Origin of the sequence: Pseudoalteromonas sp. ECSMB14103, assembly GCF_000813065.1 — a bacterium.
Taxonomy (GTDB): domain Bacteria; phylum Pseudomonadota; class Gammaproteobacteria; order Enterobacterales; family Alteromonadaceae; genus Pseudoalteromonas; species Pseudoalteromonas marina.
This window is the reverse complement of the sequence record NZ_JWGY01000007.1, coordinates 102,100-118,943: the sequence shown is the minus strand read 5'-3', so window position 1 is coordinate 118,943 and position 16,844 is coordinate 102,100. Positions and strand designations below refer to the sequence as shown.

The window sequence follows — 16,844 nt, the reverse complement described above, 5'->3', positions numbered from 1 at the left end:
ATTTGATTGGCCCTTAACAGGTAAGAGCCATTCTTTTAGTTAGTCGCGGTATATTTTTGTAAGGTCGCTGTAGTGATCAATTCGGCGATCACGCAAAAACGGCCAGATACGTCTTACGTTTTCTGAGCGTTTTTGATCAACTTCTACCACTAATATTTGTTCATCGATGTTGTTAGCTTGCGCTAAAAACTCACCCTGAGGACCCGCAATAAAAGAGTTACCCCAAAATTGAATGCCGCTGCTATGTCCGCTTGGGTCGCTCTCGTGGCCAACACGATTACAGCTAATCACCGGTACTCCATTTGCGACCGCATGGGCACGTTGACTAATAACCCATGCATCTTTTTGGCGTGTTTGTTCATTTTGGTCGTCATTGGGATCCCAGCCAATAGCGGTTGGGTAAATTAATAGCTCAGCACCAGCCATAGCCATCAAACGCGCGGCTTCTGGAAACCACTGATCCCAGCATACCAACACGCCTAATTTACCTACCGATGTTTGAATAGGCTCAAAGCCCAAGTCGCCTGGGGTAAAGTAAAACTTTTCGTAAAAACCAGGGTCATCAGGTATGTGCATTTTGCGATATTTACCTGCAATACTACCGTCTTTTTCAAGCACCACTGCAGTATTATGGTACAAGCCTGTTGCGCGCTTCTCAAACAGTGACGCCACAATCACAATATTGAGCTCTTTAGCGAGTTCACCTAAGGTGTTACTGCTTGGCCCAGGTATGGTTTCTGCCAGGTCAAAGACATCAACGTCTTCGGTTTGGCAAAAATAAAGGCTACGATGAAGCTCTTGTAAAACAACAAGCTGAGCCCCTTTTTGAGCGGCTTCACGAATGGCTTTTATTGATTTAGCCATGTTTTCATCGGCGTTATCGTTGTTGCTTTGTTGCACTAGAGCAACGGTTAATTTTGCAGGGCTTGTCATTGTGCTGCTCCAGCTAAAAATCCACGCGGTAATTGCATTGTAATACAGTGAAGGCTACCAAATTGCTCAATTATAGGCTGGCAATTCACGCCAATAATAGTGTGCTGCGGATACGCTATTTGAACCTGTGCTAATGCACGGTCGTCGTTTACATCGTTGTATGTAGGCACAAGCACTGCATTGTTAATAATTAAGTAATTGGCATAGGTTGCAGGTAAGCGTGAATTTTCATCGTCATACGCTGCCTTAGGCCACGGTAGTTCAACTAAAGTATATGGGGTGTTACCTGCTGTTTTAAAGCTTTTTAATTGGTTTTCCATTGCTTTTAGTGCGGTGAAATGCTCGTCATTTTCATCATCACATTGTACGTATACAAGCGTATTGTTTGGTGCAAATCGTACTAGGGTATCAATGTGGCTGTCGGTATCGTCGCCAGCTAAATAACCGTGATCGACCCATAAAAAATCGGTGGCACCTAAATGCGTTTTTAATAAGGTTTCTATGTCTTGGTTCGATAAGTCAGGGTTACGGTTTTTGTTAAGCAAACATTCGCTTGTTGTTAGCAATACGCCGTGCTCGTTTATCTCAATACCGCCACCTTCAAGCACCATATCTAGGGTTTGGTAATCATTGTTTGCATGGCTTAGCTGTTCAACAACCGCTTTATTAATTTGGTTGTCGAGTGCGCTTTCAAATTTGTTGCCCCAACCATTAAATGTAAAATCATAGACCTTTAATTTGGTCTCATCATTAATATTTGCACATGTTAGTGGGCCATGATCGCGCGCCCAGGTGTCATTAGTGGGTGTTACAACAAAATGAACACGCTCTAAATTAATATTGGCTTGGTTAAGTAGTGCAGTGATATGTGCTTTTAAGGCTTCGTCGTGAGCAACAACAACTAAAAATTGGTAGTGTGTTATGTGCTTTGCAAGCTCAACATAGACAGGCTCAACACGGGTAAGATTATCGGCCCAATCGGTATGTTTATGTGGCCAAGTTAGCATTACAGCGTCTTGCTCAGCCCATTCAGGTAAAAGTCTAAAGTTCATGGCATTTTTATACAAATAGAGATACTACTAGTTTAGCAGTTGTGCTACTTCTAAGTCACTTGAAAAATAGGTTTGCTTTGCCATATAAACTGTATTGTAAAACCAATTATTCAGAGCTTGAATCGTCTAATGGTTGCTCTAGTTCTTGGCGTTTTTTTAGTTGGCGCGTTTGCGCATGTAAACTTGCTCTTACTATTAATTCTTGATCAGTGTTTCTGATGGATGTAAAAAGCACTGTGTATTGGTAGTGGTCGTTATCTTGTTTTTCTATGGCAACCACTTCAGTGTAGCAGTAAACAGCCGATGCCTCATGATGCAAAAAAAGTTTTGTCCTAAACGATTGGCCAATAGAATACACATCTGACGACGTAAACTTAATACCTCCGCCGCCATAGCTATCGCAGTGTATTGCATTTTCTTGCGCTTGTTCTGAGGCCAAAATATGGCTCATAATTAAATCTATTTTTCGCGATTGCGCCTGCAAAAATGCAGCAAGCTCTTGGGCTACATCGCCTAAGTTTCGAAGTGGACGTAACGAGCTTTGTTCAAGCTCACTCACTTCATTAGCTAATCTAAAAAGAGGCGGGATATCATCGTCAAGTGCTAGCTGAGATTTAGGTACTTGCTCATTAGATACAGCAAACAAATTAACCCTAATGCTCTCGTTTATTTGAAAATACTCTTCAAACTCGCTTAATCTTTGACTATTCATAATTATCTCCACGACGTGTTATTTTAAATAGTAGCGTTGTGAGGGGTAAATTGCTAGCAGTTAAAAGGGCTAAATACATTGTTTACACGCGGTTTTTAGCAATAAAAAAGCGGTCAAACTCTTCCTGAGAATGGCCGCTTGGGTATTGATTTTATAATTTGCGCTCGTTATTTAAGTAGAGCGGCTAATTCATGTAAATCTTTCACAACGTGATCAGGTTTTTTCGCAAGCGGATATAACGCTTTCCCTGGGCGTGCAATAAAAGTTGTTTGTAAGCCCGCTTGTTTAGCGCCCGCTACATCCCAACCATGTGCAGCAATCATCATAGCCTCGTTCGGCGCGACGTTTAACTTTTTAAGTACCCATTCGTAGGCACGTAAATCAGGTTTATATATTTTTATATCTTCAATGCTGTAACGCGCGTCAAAATATGACAATAAACCTGCGTTTTCAAATTGAGTTTTAACGCCTTTATTTGACGAATTAGTTAAGCTTACTAACTTATAGCCCTGTGCTTTTAGTTTTGCCAGTCCGTCTTTCACATCGCTATGTGGAGGTAATGATAAAAGCGGTGTAACAATGGCCGTTTTAGCTTGCTCGTTGGTAATTTCAATATTGTTATTATTTGCCACCATAGCAAGCGAAGCCACACCAATTTGGCCAAAATCGTGATAATCACCGGTCACTGTATCTACTAATGAGTTATGTAACATGGTTGAAAACCAAAGAGGCAGTAAATCTTCTCTGCCACCCAACGCTTTACCAATCGAGGCGCGCATACTTGTTAGATCAAGCAGAGTCTCGTTTACATCAAAAATAAGTACTTTTGGTTTTTCTTTACTTTCTTCAGCGTTCACTGAGCTACTCAGTAAGCTTGCGCCAAGGGCAAGTGTAAGACTTATTAGCTTTAATGATTTTAATAAAGGCATTATTTATTTTCTCCATCAAGTGCGGTCATTACATCACTTGGCTCAGCGCGAAGTGTGTAGTCTTCGTTTAAAAATGCATAAGTGATTACACCTTCTTGGTTAATCACGTAAGTGGCAGGAAGGGGAAGTTGGTATGTTTTATCGCCGTAAGTGTGTTCAAAATCAATACCAAACCCGGTGTATAATTCTTGAATACGTTTATCGAGTGTAAATAATAAGCCAAATTGCTGTGCAACCTTATTACCAATATCTGAGAGCACATCAAACTCAAGCTCATTTTTTTGGGCAGTTGTTAAGGTTTGATCTGGTAGTTGAGGAGAAATTGCCACCAATTGAGCGCTCTTAGTTTTAAACTGAGGTAAAAAATCGTTCAGTGCTTTTAATTCTAAATTACAATAAGGGCACCATGCGCCACGGTAAAAACTAACAACGACAGGGCCTTTATTTAATAAATCGGCCAATTCTATATCTTTGCCTAGGTGGTTTGCCAAAATAAAGTTTTCTATTTTATCGCCAACCTGTAAGGCGTTATTTCGTATGTGCTGAGCAATTAATTCTTCGTTTGTTGTATTCATTAATGCTAAAACGTCTGCGGGTAAATTAGCTTCTTTTTGAACATTAAATGCATCTATTTGTGCCTTTAAACTCATGGCTTAGTCTCATCAATTATTAAACTTGGTCAAAATTATATGGTTTTAAATATTTAAATAAACATTGCAAAACTGAAAGCTTCATTCGAAAATATTAAACATTAAAAAGACATTGTGGGTTTTTATGTATAGTTTAAGTGACCTAGAAACGTTTATTGCCGTGGTTGAAAATAAAGGGGTGCTGGCAGCTGCTCGTGAACAGCGTTTATCACCTGCAACAGTTAGTCACCGTTTAAGTAAATTAGAGCGAGAGCTCGCTACAGTGCTTGTGTTTAGAGATAGCAGAAGAGTGCGCTTATCACCCGCGGGAGAAGTATTTTACACCCGCATAGGTGCCATAATTGAAGCATTACGTGATGCAGAGCACAGTATTGGCGCACGTAGTTCATCGGTAAGTGGGTTATTAAGAGTAACCATGCCACCTTGGGTTTTCTCTAAATATGTAATGCCTAGGCTTAATGAATTTGAGCATGCTTTTCCAGATCTAAAACTAGACTTTTTAATAACCGATCAGTTTGTAAACGTAGTTGATGATGCGCAAGATGTCGCTATTCGTGTAGGGCAATTAAATGATTCAGGTTTGCTTTCTCGTAAAATAGTCAATAACAGTCGTGTATTATGTGCTGCGCCTAGTTATATAAAAAAGCATTCAATGCCAACAACCATCACTGAGTTAGAAAAACATTTTTGGGTCTGTCTGCCATGGCAACGCCAATTAAAGCTTTATGATGCCCAACAAAAAATTCACACGTTTAATGCACAAACGCGCTTTACCATTTCAAATTCAGACAACATGACCCAGGCTGCCATTGCGGGCCACGGCATTGCTATAAAGTCTAGGCTTGCAATAAACGATGAGCTAAAAAATGGCACATTAGTAGAGGTGATGCCTAACGTACTTGCACAAAGCGATGCCCCTGTATGGTTTTTACGGCCACAAAATAGCTTAACAACCCGAAAAACAGATGTGTTTTTTGACTTTATGAAATCGTTATTCGCACGCACTGATTAATCGCATATAAACGCGTTTAATTAAAACCATAAACAAAAAGCCTGTAAGCTCTGCAATAAACGCAATGATTATTGCGGTGATAATTGCTGCGGTAATTGAGTCTGTTTTTAAAATTATTTGCCCTTCAAAACGTTGCCATACTTGCTGTTTTATAGTGTGAAGCTCGCTACGCAGTGTAAACAGATAAGGCGAGTTTGAAAATTCATCAACAGCCCTCGCCAAAGTTTGCTGACGCTGGTTGAGAGTTTGAATATGATTGGCACCTTCTCCCACAATTTCATCGCCTAAATTTTCATAGTGCTTTATTAACTTAGCAAGGTCGTTATTGAAGTATTTTTTAGCGTCTTTTTGAAAAGGCGCTATTGCATTATTTGCCTCCACTAATTGTGCGTTTAGTGCTTGGCCAAAATCACTCACAAACGCGGGTATTTGTACGCCTAAAAGTAGCCCGCAAGCAAAAAAACTCAGTCGGATATAGTCTAAAATTTTACCCATTAATTCTCCTAATAAAAAAATATGACATTTATACAACTAAAAATTTACATTTAACTAGTTTTTTATATTCAAAACTCGTAATCTTACGCTAACAATAATAACAACAGGTGTTTACTAAAGATGACCAAAAAGAATAAATTTGCGTCAACATTTGTTGATATTTCAAGCCAACTTAAACGCTTTGTTTCACGCATAGTTCAGCCCGATGATGTAGACGACATTGTGCAAGAAACATTTATTAAAAGCTACGAGGCTGATTTAAAACAAGATATTCAATATACCCGTAGTTACATGTTAAAAACCGCTAAACATTTAGCATTAAACCATGTTGCTAAGTGGGACAACAAATTTAATGATTCGCTAGATGACGACAGTGAATTACCTGTGTTGCTAAAGTCAATGCAGCTCGAAGATGAATACACGTCAAAAGAACGTTTTTTACTGTTTTGTAAAGCAACTGAGCAGTTAAGCCCATCAACCCGTAAATGTTTTATACTTAAAAAAGTATATGGCATGAGCCAAAAAGAGATCGCAAGCGAGATGCAGCTTAGTCAGAGTACTGTTGAAAAACACATTGCTAAAGGGTTATTAAAAACCATGCTTTATATGCGCGAACACGATCAAAGCCAAGTGGCAAAAACTAAGCACGACAATTCTCTTCATCCGTTAACAGTAAAGAGGGTTGCAAAATGAGCAATGTTCATCAATTTACTTCAAAAGATTTAATATTAGAAACAGCTTGTAACTGGATCAGCGCCATTGACCGCGGCTTATCAAAAGATGAAAAAGAGCAGTTTACATTGTGGATGATGCAGAGCAACGCCCACCAAGATGCGCTTTACGAGCTAGCCCACTTATGGGATGAAATATCTGTTTTAAACGAGCTCAGTAATTTATTCCCTCATCGTAATAGTAAACAACCCAAAAAAAGATGGCTGGTTTCAACGTCTATTGCAGCCAGTTTATTTGCAGCACTTATGGTATGTAGTTATCTATTAATCAACTTAGAAAATGGCTACAGCCAACAATTAGCAAAAGTTAATTACACTAAAATTTATAAAACTAAAGTTGGCGAGCAAGCAACTTACGCATTACCCGACGGCACTATTGTGCAGTTAAATACAAATAGTTTATTAGAAGTTGCCTACAGCAAAGGCCGCAGACAGCTATTGCTCAACAGAGGAGAAGGGCGTTTTAACGTTGCTAAAGATGCATCTCGCCCATTTAGTGTAATGGCTGGCAATAAGAGTTTTACAGCATTGGGTACAGTGTTTAATGTTCAGCGTAATACATCTTCAGATTTAGAACTGGTGGTAACCGAAGGCAAAGTAATGATCACCGATCCGAGTGTGGCGGTGGATGCCAGTGACTTTAAAGCATACCAGTCAGCTGACAAAAACGCAGATAAAATTCGCCAAATTAATGCCAATATAGTTACATCTGGCGAAAAAGCCGTTATAGAAAAAAGCATTACCAAACCAATTACCCAGCTTTCTATTGATGATGTTGAACGTGACTTAGCATGGCAAAATGGCATGCTTGTTTTTAATGGTGAGCCGCTTAGCGATGCCTTAAACGAAGTGAGCCGTTATACTTCTACACGTTTTAAATTATCGTCTGAAGAGCTTGCGTCTATTAAAGTAGCGGGTGTTTTCAAAGCAGGTGATGTGGCTGGGTTGCTAGAAAGTTTACACACTAACTTTTCTATTAACCATGAACGCCAAGGTAAACACACAGTTACGCTTACGCAAAATACAAAATCATAAGAAGCAGCTATGCAAATCAGACATATGTTAGATAAAGTTGCATCTTTAAATCCTGCACGTAAAAAAAAGATTAAAAAAAAGAAACAAAACCATAGAGGATTTTTGTTTGCCAGCTGTTTATATACAGTGCGCAGTAACCAATTGCATTTATTAAGTGGTTTATGTGTGTTTGCACCAGCTATGTTTAGCTTAAATGTGCAAGCCGCAAGTCAAACTACCGGGCAAATGGTGCAATTTGATATAAAAGCGCAGCGAGCAGACAAAGCCTTAATTGAATTTGCTAAACAAACCAAGCAAACCGTGGTGTTTTCATACGAGTTAGCTAAAGAGTATGAAGCAAATTCTGTCTATGGATTCTATACCAAACTAGATGCACTGGAGGCATTATTGGTGGGGACTGAGCTCGATGCGGTTGTTGATCAAAATGGATTACTGAGTATAAAACTCAAACAAATCAACAGGAATGATAACAACATGATGAAGCTTTCAGCAGTCAGTGCAGCAGTATTACCGGCATTACTGGCGGTAAATTCTCAAGGTGTAAATGCAGCAGAAGACGTTGCTCAAGACAAAATCGAAAAAATTGCAATTGTCGGTAGCCGTGTAGCAGGGCGTTCGGTTGAAGATTTACCCGTTCCGGTCGATATTTTAAGTGCTGAAGCACTTGAAAATACAGGACAAACTGAAGTGGGCCGTATGCTACAAGCTATTGCGCCTTCATTTAACTTTTCAAGTTCATCTATTAGCGACGGTACCGATGCATTAAGACCTGCAACATTACGTGGTTTAGGTCCCGATCAAACATTGGTGTTGATCAACGGTAAACGTCGTCATCAAGCTAGTATTATCCATATTAATACCTCGGTTGGTCGTGGTACTGCCGGTACCGATATGAATGCTATACCGGCATCTGCTATTAAGCGTATTGAAGTACTTCGCGACGGTGCGGCTGCTCAATATGGGTCTGATGCAATTGCTGGTGTTATCAACATTGTATTAAAAGATGGTAGTGAAGGTGGCAAAGCAGCCATTAACTATGGTGAATACTCTGAAGGTGACGGCGAAACAGTTAACGTTGACTTCAACAAAGGGTTTGCACTGGGTGACAATGGTTACTTAAACACAACGATTAACTACCGTGACCGTGCGCCAACTAATCGTGCAGGTTTGCATGGTTCATGTCAGTTTTACGGCTGTGAAGAACTTAGCGATGGTACTTTGTTAGCCGGCGATCCGCGTGAATTAACAGCTGATCGTAACACATTTAGAATCGGTGACGCTGATTCACAACAGTTTGGCTTAACGGTAAATACTGGCTACGAGTTAGGCGATGGCGAATTATATGGTTTTATTACGTATTCAACACGTGATAACGAATCAGCCGCATTTTTCCGTCATAATGCTAATGCGGGTGGTAACCCAGTATTGCAAGATGGCGACGCAACAATCCCACTTGGTTTCTTACCAAAAATAAACACCACCATTGATGATATTTCTTACAACTTTGGTTACAAAACAGAGTTTGATAACGATTCAAGCCTTGATTTATCGTACACGTACGGTGAAAACAGCATCGACTACACAACAAGCGATACAATTAATGCGTCATACGCTAACTTTTTGCGTTACGAACAAGGTTTAAGCGCTGCAGATATTCGTACTACTATCCCGCGCGAAGCATACGCATATGGTATGGAACTATCGCTGCAAACAATTAATTTAGATTTCACTAAAAACTTTGATGACTACTCACTTGCGATGGGTGCAGAGATGCGTACTGATGAGTATCGTATTTTAGCCGGTAATGAGTATGCATATCGTGATTACGATACAAATAATGGCGTAAGTATTTACAGCGGTTTAAGCGGCGGTGTTGGCAGCGAAAATGCTTCTGGTGGCACGCAAGGCTTTGGTGGTTCGTCACCTGCATCTTCAGTAGATGAGTCACGCGATGTAATTTCGTTTTACTTAGACGCTGAAGCATATGTTATTGAAGACGTTATTTTATCTGGCGCACTTCGTTACGATAACTACAAAGGCTTTGGTGATACGGTTAACTTTAAGTTAGCAGGTAACTGGGCAATTACAGACGATATTTCATTACGTGGCGCATTAAGCTCAGGCTTTAGAGCACCTTCTATGCAACAGCTTTACTTTAACAACATTAGTACACAGTTTGTTGTAGGTCCAAATGGCACATTAGTAGCCGAAGAAGTGGGCACATTTAGAAACGATTCAACACTGGCGCAAAGTTTAGGTATTCCAAAACTTAAAGAAGAAAAGTCTCAAAACCGTAGTTTAGGTATTGTTTATAACGTTACAGACAGCATTAACGTAACAGTAGATTACTACTCAATCGATATTGATGACCGAATTGTTATTAGTAACCGTTTAGGTAAAGGGCTGTCTACTAGTTTAGACGCAGCGCTTGTTAGCTCTGGTGCAGGTGCTGGTCAGTTTTTCTTAAACGGCGCAGACACTGAAACCAGCGGTATAGATTTTGTTGCAACATATAACACTGAAGGATTTGGCGGCACACTTGATTTTACCCTTGCTGCAAACTTTACAGAGACTGAAGTTGTTTCGTTATTTACACCTTCTGGCTCAGGTCTTGAAACTGTGCCGGTAGAAAGTGTGTTTTCAGATCAAGAAATTTCGATTATTGAAGAGTGGCAACCAGAAGATCGTATTAACCTAAGTGCGCTTTACCAAAACGAAGATTGGACCGTTAATCTGTCGCTTAATCGCTTTGGTGAATACACAGTTGAAGACGGTGGTCGTCAAACTTACGGTGCCGAAATATTAACAGACGTAAAAGTTAATTACTTCATTAACGAAAACCTATCTGTGAATGTAGGCGCTAATAATTTGTTTGATGTATACCCAGACAAAAATGAAATTGGCAACTCTCGTACAGGCACAATTGTAGATGCTAACGGCAATACCGTTGTAAGTAGTAACGGTGTGTTTGAATACTCTCGTCGTTCAGCACCTTTTGGCTTTAACGGCGCGTACTACTATGTAGGCGCAGAGTACCGTTTTTAATAAATAACTCTCCCTTTCGTTATTTAACTCAAAGGGCCGCAAGGCCCTTTTTTTGGGTTTATATTTAAGACTAATTAGCTAACAGGTTTTAGTCAGAAACCAAGCTAATAGCGTAGTTGTCGTACTCTTTAATGCTGTTCATCACAGTCATCAGTGTGTTGTGCTTGCTGTTTTCATCTGCTTTTATAAGCACAGAGCTTATTTTATATTTAGCTGCAAACATGGCTAAGTTGTTCGACACTTGCTCCAAGTCAATTAACCTCCCTGAAAAGTAAACGCCGTTATTTGCATCAATACTGAAAACCGCATTTTTACTTTGTTTTTCAATACTTGGTTTGTCTAATGGGCGATTTAATTCAATGGCGACGGGTTTAACAAATGAGGTAGTAACAATAAAAAATATGAGCAGTATGAACACAATATCAAGCATTGGGGTCATGTCTACGTCGGCGTTATTTTGCAGTTTAGCTGTTTTATTTTTCATATTGGACCTTACTATTTTAATTAAAGCTGCGGCGCCACAGCGAGGTTTTTAGGATCCTATTAACAAAACTAGCACAGCTGAAAAATAATACAGTTAAATAAATATTCTAATAACATTAAATATTTGTATGAATTATGTTCTAACATGTAACTTAAACAGGTTAAATGATTTTAAAGCAATAAAAAACCCAGCCTATCGCTGGGTTTGTATGGGGAATAATTTACTGAATAGCTAAAATACAATTCAGGTTATTTAGCTTTTTTGCATACGGCTCATTTCAGCATGACAGCTTTGCATTGTAAGAAGTGTTGCAGCAAGCGCGGCTTCACAATCTGCGGGTTGTGGCTTATCCATCGCTTCTTTAATTTCTGCTAGTGTTTTGTCTTCAACTTCTTCCAGCTCGCTTACATACGTGCTGTCGTTGTTTGAGCCAAATGTAGTAAGAAGTGCGGTGTATGCTCTGCGCGCTTCTACAGCAAATGAAGAGCCTTCCTCTCGCTCACCTTGCTCGTTAATAGCATAGGGTTGCAGGCGTTCAACGCTGACTCTGCGTGCGTCAATCATGCGCTGGAATAATGCTCCGATAGCAGGGTCTTTTATATTTTCTTGTGCTTTTTGGTAAAAATCGATACCGCTGTTCATTACTTGAATGATGTCTGAAATATGATTAGCGTCTGTTCCTTGAAGGGTGTTCATAATGACCTCTTTAATGTTATGAATGAAACTTATCATAACTAAAGCAAGGGCCATTCCATTTTAAAAAGGTAATTTAAGTTGCTGATATTTATATTTATATTTTGCTTATTAAAAATGGCTAGGCGAAAATACAATATTACGCCTAGCAAATCTTACAAATAACCGTGTAATAAGTTTATTTTAGCTCATCAGCGACTTCAGCTACTTTTTGGCGAAGCCAAATATGGCTTGCATCCCTGTGTAGCAGTGGGCTCCAGATCATATCTAACTCAAAAGGAGGAATAGGAAATGGTGGCTCTAAAATTTTAAGGCCGGCATCGTCTAAATAAATATTTGCGGCCTTTGATGGCAAAGTGGCCACTAAATTTTGCTCTTTTGCCAAGTGAATGGCTACATGGTAATTACGTGTAAATGTGGCAATATTTCGGTGTTTCCCAAAGTGAGCAAGTGCTTCATCAACCCAACCTAGCTTTTGCACATCTTTAGGGTCCATACCAACACCCACACCAAACCCCGTTTTACTCACCCATATATGGCGCGCTTTAAGATAGCTATCAAGGCTGAAGTTTTCAATAATTGGGTTGTCTGCTTTTACAAGGCAGCAAAAGCTGTCTTTCCATATACGTTTGTGGTGAAACGATTGTGGCAGATTTTCAAAGCGGTTGATTGCCATATCTACTTTACCATTTTCAACATCATGAAAGGTCACGTCACTTGGCGTAAGTATATCTAACGTTGTATCTGGGGCTTCTTCGTGCAGTTTGCTCAGTAGTTTTGGTGCAAGTGTGCTTGCTGCATAGTCACTGGCCATTATCCTAAATACACGTTTACTTTGGCTGGCTTCAAACTCTCTATTTGGTGCGAGTGTTTCTTCAAGTGTCATAAGTATGCCACGAATGACTGGCTGTAACTCTATGGCACGCTCTGTTGGTACCATACCATCGCTGGTTCGAACTAAAATAGGATCATTAAAAAGGTTTCGAAGGCGCTTTAGGCCGTTACTCATGGCCGGTTGAGTAATGCTAAGTTGATTTGCTGCGCGTGTAACGTTGCACTCTCGAAGTAGCGTATCGAGGTATACAAGTAAATTTAAATCTATTTTGCTTATATTCATGTGTGTGTCCTTGCGCTTACCAGTGATGGATAAAACGCTGTGCTGTCGGGTACGGGTAAATATGATTTATTAGGCCATTTTTTATATTTTGTTGGGCCTGCTTCCAAAAGTTAACATCAATCAGTTCAGGGTGTGTGCTTATTAAAAACTGTTTGTATGTTGGATTGGGTGTTACAAATGTGCAAAGTTGCTCCGGAAAAACGTCTTGCGGGGCAACAGAGTAAGTTTGTTCATCCATTAAGTAATCATCGTAACTTTTCGCTTTAGGTAAAGCTCTAAAGTTCATGTCTGTTAAATATTGTACTTCGTCGTAATCATAAAAAATAATGCGCTTATGTTTACTTACGCCAAAGTTTTTCAATAGCATATCACCAGGAAAAATATTAACCGCTATCATTTCTTTTAATGCTTGGCCGTATTCCTCTATTGCATCTGCAGCGCTTTCGTCGTCAGCATTTTCCAAAAATAAGTTTAGTGGCGTCATACGGCGCTCAATATACAAATGTTTTATGATCAGCCAATCACCTTCAATGACCATCGACGAGCCAATCGTTTTGTGCAGTTGCTCAAGTAAATTACTATCAAAGCGCGCCAAAGGGAATACGACGTTTGAATATTCTATTGTATCGGCCATTCTCCCAACTCGGTCATGGCTTTTTACGAGTTGATACCTTTTCAAAACTGTATCGCGGCCAAATGGTTTACTCTCACCAAATTTGTCTTTAATGACTTTAAATACATAACCAAAAGAAGGCAGGGTAAACACCATCATCACCATACCTGGAGTACCTGGTGCAATGGTAAATTCGTCATTCGAATGCGTTAAATGATTTAAAAATTCTCGATAAAACTCGGTTTTTCCCTGCTTATGAAAGCCTATAGCGTTATAGAGTTCCGCCATAGTTTTATTGGGCATAAGCTCATTTAAAAAGCGTACCAGCGCAGAAGGCGCGTGCGTTTCAACCATAAAGTAAGCGCGGGCAAAACCAAAAATAACACGCATCTGTGAAGACTTAGTGAGTAGGGCATCTAAATATAAGCCTTTATCTTCGTGATGAAGAACAGCAATTATAAACGGCTGAACACCACTTTCAGATACAACCCGTCCCACTATGTAAGCTGCTTTATTGCGATAAAACGCGGTATGTAAAATATCAAAGCGCATTTTCCAGGGTTGATGATGAGTGTCGGGGGCTTGCTTATAAAATGCTTTTACTAGCAGACGAATATCGCGTTCTAAATCAACAAAAGGTGCTTTAAAGTCAAAGTGGTTAATAATGCGTTTAATTGTGGGTTTAAGACCATCAACAACCGGAAAGTAACTTCGGTATTCTGACTCAACAGGAACCGATGGCGCATCTTTTAGGGTGGCTTGTACAAATATAAAATCGTTATGAAAATAGCGTCTATGGTAAAGCCTGCAAAACACCGAATTATAAAATGTTTCAGCAAGTTCAGCCTGAGGGTGAAAGCACAAGAACCCTTGGTATAGTTTTTTAACTTCAAGCCAAAGGGTTTCGTCAAGTTCGTGCGAAGGATGGTCTTGCTTTAAGGTATGTATTGTTTCGTTAACACGTTCATCGTAATAACTAATACGTAAACGGCTAATATCATTAATTGCTTGCCAGTCTTGTTTGGCAAAGGCAAGGGGCGCTTGAGCGGTTATTTTTTGAAAAAGCTGATAGTGCTTTTTAAAGCCAGTTAAAATTAATTCAGCAATACTACGTGGCTGCATTAGCACTCCTTAATTGACGCTAGAGTTTATACTCTATTTTGTTAAGGGTATGTTATTTTAAGTTTAAAACCAAGCTAAATTAATTAGGGCTAAATTAATCGATAAACTAAAAGTGCAAATTGTAAGTTAAGTAATATGTTTCTAATTACTTTTTTTGTAACGTTCGATTTTTTTCTCAAGCTTTTTAATGCGTTTGGTGACTGTAGATACTTCTTTTTTATATTCTTTATTTATTAGCTTCAGTTTTTTGGTAATGTCTTTTGCAATTCGCTTCTTATCGTCGTCAGCCAGAATATGATTTAGGCGTTCCTTTTGCTTGTATTCATTACGTTGTTTGTTTCTGTCGAGAATAGCAAGCTTATGGTTGTTACTGCGTAGCTCTGCCTCTAAGCCTTTTAAAAGCTGTTCTCGTTCAAGTGCATTTAATTGTTTTGAATAATCAACATCAGGACCTGACTCTGTGACATTAGCGGTAGTCACCTTATAAGCTGTCGCTTGGTTATCGCAAGGGAACTGAGAAAAGGTTGTGCCTTTTTCGGTCACGCATTTGTAGTAGGTAGTTGCGTTGCTGTGTGTACTCAATAAAAGAGTACCAAGCACAATAAAAAGGTAAGTAGGTTTAGTCATAATAGCCATCCATGAACGTATTTTTTTGCTAAGCAATTAACGTGTTATAAAACTATAACCTAGCTTGGCATTATCGCAAGCTAGGTTAACATCATGACTATTCAGAGAAGGTTTTTAGCTTTTTAATACTTTGTACTAAAAATGGGATATCTAAGCGTTGTTCAATAGAAAACCCCTCAGCGGCAGAAATATTTTTAAAGTTACCATCTGAGTCTATTAAAGTGATTCTATCTTTTTTATATGCAATTACAACACCTTGGCTGTAGTTAACACCCATGTCATCTTTTTTCTTGTATAAGTTTACACCGAGCATTGTTTGCTTAGCAATGGCGCTACAATTTAAGTATTTTCCAACGCTTGTTGTAATTAAATCGCTAGGTTGGATAAGCCCATTTCCTTCAGCAATATTCTTATCAGAAGTATATAAGGTAGATGTAGTGATTACTTCAGCGTTATCGCTTGCTAAACTAAAGGCAAAAACATGCGAGTTGTTTCGTGGCGCTTGCTCGGCAGCACCATTAATAACTCTAATGGCATTATTGGTGTGAGCTTGATCATTAATAAAGCTAAGGCTATCAATACCCATAACTTCAATACTACGGCGCTGGCTTTGCCATGCAGGCAGTATTTGTTCTTGTAAAATAGCGGCTTTGTAAAATGAAGGTAAACCATATACTAAACCAAACAGCGTATCGTCATGGTTAGTAGATTGTAAAAACAGTTCTGTTTTATGAAGCTCTTTGTGGTTATTTGCAAACTCAACTAGTTGTGCATCAGTTTCAAATACAAATATGTCTACATTAGCCTGAGTAAAGTCATCACACTTTACCAGCGGAGCCGGTGGCTGATAATTAATATTTTGGTTATTAATTTTTACGCTATGAGCTTGGTTATAAGTTTCTATATCTAGTAAATCGTTTTTAGCCAATAAGCTTTTAGCAGTTGTTGGGTACGAAAGCGGCAACACATTGTCTTGCTTGGTAATATCAAATTTTAAGTTAGCGTCTGCCCAAATATGAATGCTGTGGCTAAAAGCAAAACAGACTACTAAAAACGAAATTGCATAGCGTGCAAATTTAAACTGTTTTAAGCGTGCCAAATGGTGCCAAGTATAATTGCTTACCACTAATTGAAAACCTAAAATCAATAGCACAATACCGCCCGCAAGAAACGTAGTAAGCGCTGGAGAAGTGGTTAAGCGGTTCCAAAGTAAGGAAATGATTTCAGGCAGGGCTGAAGGGTTTAAATGATAACCCAGGTTAACATATACATAGGCGTCTAACGTTAATAAAGACGCGCCACAGGTTGCAATAACAGCGGCCATGCCACGAATATGGCGTGGGTAAGGAAACACTAAACTTAAAGGAAATACCGTCAGCACAAACGCCAAGAAGGCAATAAAGCTAGTATGGCTAAGCCATGTTACTAGCATGTATGTAATGCCCATAAAGCTTGTTGGTGGCGAGTCAGCAAATAAATAGCTTAAGCTAATTAGTAGCGCTAAACCTATGTTGGCAAAGGTAAACCAATGCCCCCAACTTAGCAACTGACTTGCTTTTGATGAAAACTGATTGTGCTGCGATAAATTCATGCG

Annotated in this window: 16 protein-coding genes; 4 read left to right on the top strand and 12 right to left on the bottom strand. The window is 39.3% G+C overall.

Annotated elements, in window-relative coordinates:
• Nucleotides 1–39: 39 nt before the first annotated feature.
• From RF53_RS12665 to RF53_RS12645, 5 genes are all read right to left on the bottom strand, one after another.
• Complete coding sequence (locus RF53_RS12665) at nucleotides 40–933, bottom strand: carbon-nitrogen hydrolase (protein WP_039037893.1); 894 nt, start codon at nucleotides 931–933, stop codon at nucleotides 40–42.
• Complete coding sequence (locus RF53_RS12660) at nucleotides 930–1,985, bottom strand: agmatine deiminase family protein (RefSeq protein WP_039037892.1); 1,056 nt, start codon at nucleotides 1,983–1,985, stop codon at nucleotides 930–932. The genes RF53_RS12665 and RF53_RS12660 overlap by 4 nt, the downstream gene beginning before the upstream one ends.
• A 106-nt stretch (nucleotides 1,986–2,091) precedes the next feature.
• Nucleotides 2,092–2,697, bottom strand: coding sequence for a PilZ domain-containing protein (locus tag RF53_RS12655; RefSeq protein ID WP_006794671.1), 606 nt, complete (start codon nucleotides 2,695–2,697; stop codon nucleotides 2,092–2,094).
• 167 nt (nucleotides 2,698–2,864) lie between these two features.
• Nucleotides 2,865–3,626 (bottom strand): haloacid dehalogenase type II, encoded by a 762-nt coding sequence (locus tag RF53_RS12650; protein ID WP_039037891.1) that lies wholly within the window; start codon nucleotides 3,624–3,626, stop codon nucleotides 2,865–2,867.
• Entirely contained in the window at nucleotides 3,626–4,276 is a 651-nt protein-coding gene (locus RF53_RS12645; protein ID WP_039037890.1) for a peroxiredoxin-like family protein, read from the bottom strand. Before RF53_RS12645 ends, RF53_RS12650 begins: the two co-directional genes overlap by 1 nt.
• Before the next feature lie 124 nt (nucleotides 4,277–4,400).
• Between RF53_RS12645 and RF53_RS12640 the strand changes: the two genes are divergently transcribed.
• Nucleotides 4,401–5,288: a LysR family transcriptional regulator gene (locus tag RF53_RS12640; RefSeq protein ID WP_010557299.1), complete on the top strand. Its 888-nt coding sequence runs from the start codon at nucleotides 4,401–4,403 to the stop codon at nucleotides 5,286–5,288.
• Here the strand turns inward: RF53_RS12640 and RF53_RS12635 are convergent.
• Nucleotides 5,268–5,783 carry a DUF2937 family protein gene (locus RF53_RS12635; protein ID WP_008126381.1) on the bottom strand — a complete coding sequence of 172 codons (516 nt, stop codon included), beginning with the start codon at nucleotides 5,781–5,783 and terminating at the stop codon, nucleotides 5,268–5,270. The genes RF53_RS12640 and RF53_RS12635 overlap by 21 nt on opposite strands.
• A 120-nt stretch (nucleotides 5,784–5,903) precedes the next feature.
• Between RF53_RS12635 and RF53_RS12630 the strand changes: the two genes are divergently transcribed.
• From RF53_RS12630 to RF53_RS12620, 3 genes are read left to right on the top strand one after another with little or no spacing between them, the layout of a single operon-like run.
• Nucleotides 5,904–6,476 (top strand): RNA polymerase sigma factor, encoded by a 573-nt coding sequence (locus RF53_RS12630; protein WP_006794666.1) that lies wholly within the window; start codon nucleotides 5,904–5,906, stop codon nucleotides 6,474–6,476.
• Entirely contained in the window at nucleotides 6,473–7,549 is a 1,077-nt protein-coding gene (locus tag RF53_RS12625) for a FecR family protein (RefSeq protein WP_010557301.1), read from the top strand. The genes RF53_RS12630 and RF53_RS12625 overlap by 4 nt, the downstream gene beginning before the upstream one ends.
• Nucleotides 7,550–7,558: 9 nt before the next feature.
• Nucleotides 7,559–10,594, top strand: a complete 3,036-nt coding sequence (locus tag RF53_RS12620) for a TonB-dependent receptor plug domain-containing protein (protein WP_039037889.1) — start codon at nucleotides 7,559–7,561, stop codon at nucleotides 10,592–10,594.
• Between the two features lie 88 nt (nucleotides 10,595–10,682).
• Here the strand turns inward: RF53_RS12620 and RF53_RS12615 are convergent, their stop codons facing one another.
• The 6 genes from RF53_RS12615 to RF53_RS12590 all read right to left on the bottom strand — a co-directional run bounded on the left by RF53_RS12615 (nucleotide 10,683) and on the right by RF53_RS12590 (nucleotide 16,841).
• Nucleotides 10,683–11,078 (bottom strand): ExbD/TolR family protein, encoded by a 396-nt coding sequence (locus RF53_RS12615; protein WP_006794662.1) that lies wholly within the window; start codon nucleotides 11,076–11,078, stop codon nucleotides 10,683–10,685.
• A gap of 252 nt (nucleotides 11,079–11,330) precedes the next feature.
• Nucleotides 11,331–11,774, bottom strand: coding sequence for a ferritin-like domain-containing protein (locus tag RF53_RS12610; protein ID WP_008126367.1), 444 nt, complete (start codon nucleotides 11,772–11,774; stop codon nucleotides 11,331–11,333).
• Nucleotides 11,775–11,949: 175 nt separating this feature from the next.
• A complete protein-coding gene (locus RF53_RS12605; RefSeq protein ID WP_006794660.1) occupies nucleotides 11,950–12,888 on the bottom strand; it encodes a LysR family transcriptional regulator in 939 nt (312 codons plus the stop codon).
• A 16-nt stretch (nucleotides 12,889–12,904) separates the two neighbouring features.
• Nucleotides 12,905–14,623: a bifunctional isocitrate dehydrogenase kinase/phosphatase gene (gene aceK / locus RF53_RS12600; protein ID WP_039037888.1), complete on the bottom strand. Its 1,719-nt coding sequence runs from the start codon at nucleotides 14,621–14,623 to the stop codon at nucleotides 12,905–12,907.
• A gap of 141 nt (nucleotides 14,624–14,764) precedes the next feature.
• Nucleotides 14,765–15,250: a DUF4124 domain-containing protein gene (locus RF53_RS12595; RefSeq protein ID WP_010557304.1), complete on the bottom strand. Its 486-nt coding sequence runs from the start codon at nucleotides 15,248–15,250 to the stop codon at nucleotides 14,765–14,767.
• Nucleotides 15,251–15,347: 97 nt separating this feature from the next.
• A complete protein-coding gene (locus RF53_RS12590) occupies nucleotides 15,348–16,841 on the bottom strand; it encodes a DUF3413 domain-containing protein (protein WP_039037887.1) in 1,494 nt (497 codons plus the stop codon).
• Nucleotides 16,842–16,844: the final 3 nt, after the last annotated feature.